This window comes from Mesorhizobium sp. M1307, from assembly GCF_040318155.1.
GTDB lineage: Bacteria > Pseudomonadota > Alphaproteobacteria > Rhizobiales > Rhizobiaceae > Mesorhizobium.
This window is the reverse complement of sequence record NZ_JAMYLR010000108.1, coordinates 1-1,110: the sequence shown is the minus strand read 5'-3', so window position 1 is coordinate 1,110 and position 1,110 is coordinate 1. Positions and strand designations below refer to the sequence as shown.

2 protein-coding genes are annotated in these 1,110 nt (G+C 64.2%); both read left to right on the top strand.

The window, feature by feature from the left end; genetic code table 11:
* Positions 1-171: 171 nt before the first annotated feature.
* The gene (locus NKH16_RS34835) at positions 172-369 is read left to right on the top strand and encodes a hypothetical protein (protein WP_023722661.1); all 198 of its coding nucleotides are present in this window, start codon (positions 172-174) and stop codon (positions 367-369) included.
* Positions 359-1,110: recombinase family protein (locus tag NKH16_RS34830; RefSeq protein ID WP_352903970.1), on the top strand; the 752-nt coding region annotated here is incomplete at its 3' end. The genes NKH16_RS34835 and NKH16_RS34830, both read left to right, overlap by 11 nt.

Sequence of the window (1,110 nt, the reverse complement as noted above, 5' to 3'; positions counted from 1 at the left end):
GCGCGGTCTGCACCGCGTGGCGCATTGCCGCTGCCCCACATGTCGATCCCAGAACGCTTGGCGTCTTGGTGACACTGCTGCAGGACGCGACGGCCAATTCCCACACCCCATCGCAATTGGAGGTTTCGGGCGCAGCATCGGATCCTCACGACGCGAATCGGGGAGAGGTCCATGCCGCGCCAGCCCACGACATATCAGTTCGATCTGTTCTCCAACCCGCACGATGCGGAGACCGCGCAGATGCCACCATGGCAGGCGCTGCCGGAAGAGACGCGCCTGACGCTGACAAAGCTGATGGTGCGCCTGATCCTCGACCACGTCGACGGCGAGCGCGCCGTTCCACGGGAGGAGGCACGCCATGATGCATGAGAAGATCCGGCCCCACCATCTGGAGCGAAAGGCGATCCTTTATGTGCGGCAGTCCTCGGCCCATCAGGTTCTGCACAATCGTGAGAGCAGCGCCCTGCAGTATGCGATGCGCGATCGCCTGGTCGCGCTCGGCTGGTCTTGCATCGAGACGGTCGATGACGATCTCGGCCGCTCTGCTGCTGGCGGTGTCGCGCGAGCGGGCTTCGATCGGATGGTCGCAGCAGTCTGTCTCGGCAAGGTTGGGGCGGTTGCGGCGCGGGAGGTATCGCGCTTCGCCCGCAACAGCCGCGACTGGCAGCAGCTCATCGAGATGTGCCGCGTCGTCGATACCGTGCTGATCGACCAGGAGACGGTCTACGCACCGCGCCAGGGCAATGACCGGCTGCTGCTGGGATTGAAGGGCAGTCTCAACGAGTATGAGCTCGATCTTCTGCGTCAGCGCTCCTTGTCGGCCCGCTATGAGAAGGCCCGGCGCGGTGAACTCGTCGTCGCTTCCCCGGTCGGCTTCGTGAAGGTCGGCGACCGGCTGGAGAAGGATCCCGACCGTCGCATGCAGGAGGCCATCACCCTTGTGTTTGACAAGGTGGCGGAACTCGGCAGTGCCCGCCAGGCCCTGCTCTGGTTCCTCGAACATGGGCTGGATTTGCCTGCCAAGCGCAACAATGGCGATGTGGTCTGGCGCAGGCCAAGCTATGCGACCATCCACCGAATGATCGAGAACCCGATCTACGGCGGCGCCTA